General features: G+C 73.4%; 4 protein-coding genes and 1 pseudogene. 3 read left to right on the top strand and 2 right to left on the bottom strand.

Going from position 1 to position 4193, the window contains the following annotated elements; translation table 11 throughout:
* Both ACGFZP_RS39385 and ACGFZP_RS39380 read right to left on the bottom strand, forming a co-directional pair.
* A pseudogene (locus ACGFZP_RS39385) lies at positions 1 to 96 on the bottom strand (electron transfer flavoprotein subunit beta); the annotation flags it as partial.
* 391 nt (positions 97 to 487) lie between these two features.
* Complete coding sequence (locus tag ACGFZP_RS39380; protein WP_392942289.1) at positions 488 to 901, bottom strand: thioredoxin family protein; 414 nt, start codon at positions 899 to 901, stop codon at positions 488 to 490.
* 229 nt (positions 902 to 1130) lie between these two features.
* Here ACGFZP_RS39380 and ACGFZP_RS39375 point away from each other — a divergent pair, with 229 nt between their 5' ends.
* The 3 genes from ACGFZP_RS39375 to ACGFZP_RS39365 all read left to right on the top strand — a co-directional run bounded on the left by ACGFZP_RS39375 (position 1131) and on the right by ACGFZP_RS39365 (position 4054).
* A complete protein-coding gene (locus ACGFZP_RS39375; protein ID WP_392942286.1) occupies positions 1131 to 1556 on the top strand; it encodes a DUF4395 domain-containing protein in 426 nt (141 codons plus the stop codon).
* 214 nt (positions 1557 to 1770) lie between these two features.
* Positions 1771 to 2541, top strand: a complete 771-nt coding sequence (locus ACGFZP_RS39370) for a lysophospholipid acyltransferase family protein (protein ID WP_392942283.1) — start codon at positions 1771 to 1773, stop codon at positions 2539 to 2541.
* Positions 2542 to 2683: 142 nt separating this feature from the next.
* Positions 2684 to 4054 carry a hypothetical protein gene (locus ACGFZP_RS39365; RefSeq protein WP_392942280.1) on the top strand — a complete coding sequence of 457 codons (1371 nt, stop codon included), beginning with the start codon at positions 2684 to 2686 and terminating at the stop codon, positions 4052 to 4054.
* The last annotated feature ends 139 nt before the right edge of the window (positions 4055 to 4193 follow it).

The following is a 4193-nucleotide window of genomic DNA, read 5'->3' as shown; positions in this document are numbered from 1 at the left end:
CACACCCTCCCGGTCAGTGGTGAGATCGTCCGCGAAACGACGGTCACCCGTCGCGTCCGGCACGTGCTTCACACAGACAACGATCCTCAAGCTCACGGCCTTGTCTCCTGTACTGGTCTCGTCCGGCGGCTGCGGCTGTGCAAGCGGGCGCGAACTCGGCACGCACCCGCTCCGGGCAGCGTGTTCCCGTGCCGGTCCGGAACTTCCTGGCAGCATACTCGCCAGTATTCCAAGGGTCACTACTGGCCAGTAGCTTACGCTGCCGGGCCCGTCCGAACGCCCCGCACGGCACCCGCGACGGCCAGGGGCCCGGGCCGGACGGGAGCGGCGGGACGGCTGCACTGCCGTCCCCGCCCATCCTGCCCCAGCCCGCTGCCGCTACCCCCTGACTGCGCGGCACATCCCCTGTGAGATTTGCCGCCACCGCGGCCCGGCCGAGAAACACCCGGCGCGGGCCGCCCACCAGGCACCCGCCGCGGGGTCCGGGTCAGACCGCCTCGCCCAGGGCCGCGATCACGTCCGCCCGCCGCGGCAGACCGGCCGCCCGCCGCACCACCCGGCCGCCCGCGTCCAGCACCAGTACGGTCGGCGTCCGCAGGATCTCCAGCCGGCGGACCAGGTCCAGCTGCGCCTCCGCGTCCAGCTCGACGTGCACCACACCGTCGACCATGCCCGCGACCTCGCCCAGCACCCGGCGGGTGGCCCGGCAGGGCTGGCAGAAGGCGGTCGAGAACTGCACCAGCGTGGCCCGCTCGCCCAGCCCCGTACCGAGCTCGGCCTCCGACAGCCGTACCGCCCCGTCCTTCGTCCGCACCCGCAGCCTCCCGTCACGCTGGGCCCGCAGCAGCCCGAACGCACTCGCCCCCGCGAGCACGGCAACGCACACCACCAACCCGGTCATGCCCACCAGTCTGCGCCAGCCCCACCGGCCGATGACAGGCAGCCCGGCCCCGACAGGCAGGTCGACCACCGGGCCCGGGCCGCGTAGCATCGCCGGGTGGACTCCGACCGCCCCGCACAGCCGCTGCTGACCACCCGCCTGGTGGTCGACCTGTGCCGGGCCACGGCCTCGCGCTGTCGCTGACGCGCCCCGCCGCCCGCCCCGCCGCGCCCCCACCTCCGGAGCCCCCGTGCAGATCGACCCCCGCGGACCGCGTTTCGCCGCCGTGCTCACCACCCTCGTCCTCGCCGCCGCCCTGATCAGCGGCAGCGGCATCCTGCTCGCCCTCCAGGCCGCCGTCTTCGCCCTCGGCGCCATCGCCGGGCTGCACTACTCCCCGTACGGACTGCTGTACCGGCGGCTGATCCGCCCCCGTCTCGCGCCGCCGACCGAGACCGAGGACGAGCGCCCGCCCCGCTTCGCCCAGGGCGTGGGCCTGGTCTTCGCCGCCGTCGGCACGCTCGGCTACGTCGCCGGGGTGACCTGGCTGGGCCTGCTCGCCACCGCCGTCGCCCTCGCCGCGGCCTTCCTCAACGCCGCCTTCGGCTACTGCCTCGGCTGCGAGACGTACCTGCTGCTCCGCCGCGCCCGGGGCCGGCTGGACGCGACCACCTGAGCGACCCCGTCGGCACCCACCGCGTTCATCACATGATCACCGGCTGATATTTCGCTTGACGGCCCGCCTCAGGTGACAGCGGGCACTCGTTCGGGGGATCATCTCCGTGTATCACCCGTGGCCGCCGCGGCGTGCCGCGCCTTCGGTCGGCCCCCACGTACGGCACGGGTCCCGCCGTACCGGGCCCACCCGCCCGTGGAAGTCAGGACTGACCGTGGCAGAGTTCGTGTACCCGCCGGTGATCGGTGCAGCGCTGACCGTCTTCCGCGCGCTCGACGTGCGGATCAAGATCGTCGGCGCCGAGAACATCCCCGCCAAGGGCGGAGCGGTGCTGGTGAGCAATCACATCAGCTACCTCGACTTCCTCTTCGCCGGCCTCGGCGCCTACCGCGGCGGCAAGCGCAAGACCCGGTTCATGGCCAAGGACGACGTCTTCAAGCACGGTGTCTCCGGCCCGCTGATGCGCGGCATGAAGCACATCCCGGTCGACCGCGCCGACGGCCAGCCCGCCTACGAGGCCGCCGTGGCCGCCCTGCGGGCCGGCGAGGTGGTCGGGGTGTTCCCCGAGGCGACCATCAGCCGCTCCTTCATGCTGAAGAAGTTCAAGACCGGCGCCGCCCGGATGGCCGCCGACTCCGGCGCGCCCCTGCTGCCCGTCATCCTCTGGGGCACCCAGCAGCTCTGGACCAAGGGCCGCCCCAAGACCCTGACCAAGCGCCACGTCCCCGTCACCATCATGATCGGCGAGCCGATCGAGCTGGCCCCCACGGACAAGCCCGTGATGGTCACCCGTCGGCTGCGGGCCGCGATGAGCGAGATGCTCGACCGCGTCCAGCGCGACTACCCCGGCAAGCCCTCCGGACCGGAGGACAGCTGGTGGCTGCCCGCCCAGCTCGGTGGCACCGCTCCCACCCTGGAGGTGGCCGAGGCCGAGGACGAGGCGGAGAACGCCGCGAAGGCCGAGCGCCGCGCCGCCGGCAAGTAGCCGGAGCCCGCCGACACGCCGTACTCCGTGTGACCGAGCGACCGCGCGCCGTCGCGTGTCGCCCGGTCACCCGCGCTTCCGATCTGACACAGTGACAGCTTCCCCGGGGGCCTCCTGAGTCGGATACGGAGTTGACACGCGGATGACCGGCAAACGGCTGACGCTCACGACCGCTGCCCGCGCCTGCGCCTGTGCGGGCGCGCTGATCGCAGGATCACTGCTGAGCGGGTGCGGCGCCGAGCCCGGCGAGATCCCGCTCAGCGAGATCCGGGCGGACCCGCCCACGGCGGCCCCCACCCCCGAAGCCGTGATCGCCCCGGCCTCCGCGCCGAGCGCCCCGGCCGGTGACGCCGCCGCCACCACCGCCCGCAACGGGTCGATCGCCAGTCGGATCTTTCTCGACACCCGGCGCAACGCCAGCGCCATCCTCACGATCGGGCCCGACGGCACCGGCGAGCACCAGCTCACCCAGCCGCCCCAGGGCGCGCGCGACGACAACCCCGACTGGTCCCCCGACGGCGCCACCATCGCCTTCGACCGGTCCACCGCCGGCACCGCCTCGGCACGGGTCTGGCTCGCCGGCACGGACGGCGAGGGCGCCCACCAGGTCGGCCCGCTCTGCGAGGAGGGCGCCGCCGACTGCATCAACGAGCAGGAGAGCCACCCCGCGTTCTCGCCCGACGGCAGGCTGCTCGCCTTCAACCGCTCCTGGGGCTCGCTCGACCCCGCGACCGGGCAGGTGCAGTACTCCGACATCTACGTGATGAGCCCGGACGGCTCCAGCGTCCAGCGGCTCACCTTCCTCACCAACGACAAGCCGTACTCGGGCCAGGTCACCAGCCCCAGCTGGTCCCCCGACGGCAAGCAGCTGGCCTTCGAGTACCGCACCAGCGCCACCGGCCAGCCCGCCAACGGCCGGGCCATCTTCTCGGTCAACGCCGACGGCACCGGCCTGCGCCAGCTCACCCCCTGGGAGCTCCGTGCCGGCGACCGCGCCAGCTGGTCACCGGACGGCACCCAGATCGTGTTCACCACCTTCCCGGCGGGGCCTGAGTTCGCCCCCGGCGGCGGCATCTACACGATGCACGCCGACGGCACCGCCATCGGCGCCCTCACCCCCGGCCCGTCCGGTGTCTTCTACGGCCTCGCCTCGTACGCTCCGGACGGGAAGTCCATCGTCTTCGCCCAGGCCCCCGCGGACGGGAACGCCGACCTCTACGTCATGCGGAGCGACGGCAGCAACGTCACCCCTCTCACCAACACCCCCGACCGCTGGGAGAGCCGCCCCGACTGGGGGAGGGCGGCTCCGACCTCACCGACGGAACCCGCGACGCCCACAGCGCCCCCGACACCCACGGCGGCCGCGATGCCTGCGGCGCCTGCGGCACCCGCTTCGCCCGCTCCGTCGGAGTCTGCGCCTTCGGAGCCTGCGCCCTCGGCGTCGGCGCCCGCTGCCCCGGCGGCGTCGGAGCCGGCGCCCTCGGACCCGGCGACGACGGATCCGGAGGAATAACCCGCAGGAAAGGGCCCTGCAAAGGGCCTCTTTCACGGCCCTGGAACGCAAAGAACCCCCACCCGGAATCGGGTGGGGGTTCTTCGGAATGATTGTTCGGCGGCGTCCTACTCTCCCACAGGGTCCCCCCTGCAGTACC

Origin of the sequence: Kitasatospora sp. NPDC048239, assembly GCF_043202015.1 — a bacterium.
Classification (GTDB): Bacteria; Actinomycetota; Actinomycetes; order Streptomycetales; family Streptomycetaceae; genus Kitasatospora.
This window is presented reverse-complemented; position numbering and strand designations above follow the sequence as displayed.

Bases quoted from the DNA above. Each gene is read 5' to 3' on its own strand.
- ACGFZP_RS39380 (WP_392942289.1), bottom strand. From the start codon at position 901: ATGACCGGGTTGGTGGTGTGCGTTGCCGTGCTCGCGGGGGCGAGTGCG.
- ACGFZP_RS39365 (WP_392942280.1), top strand. From the start codon at position 2,684: ATGACCGGCAAACGGCTGACGCTCACGACCGCTGCCCGCGCCTGCGCC.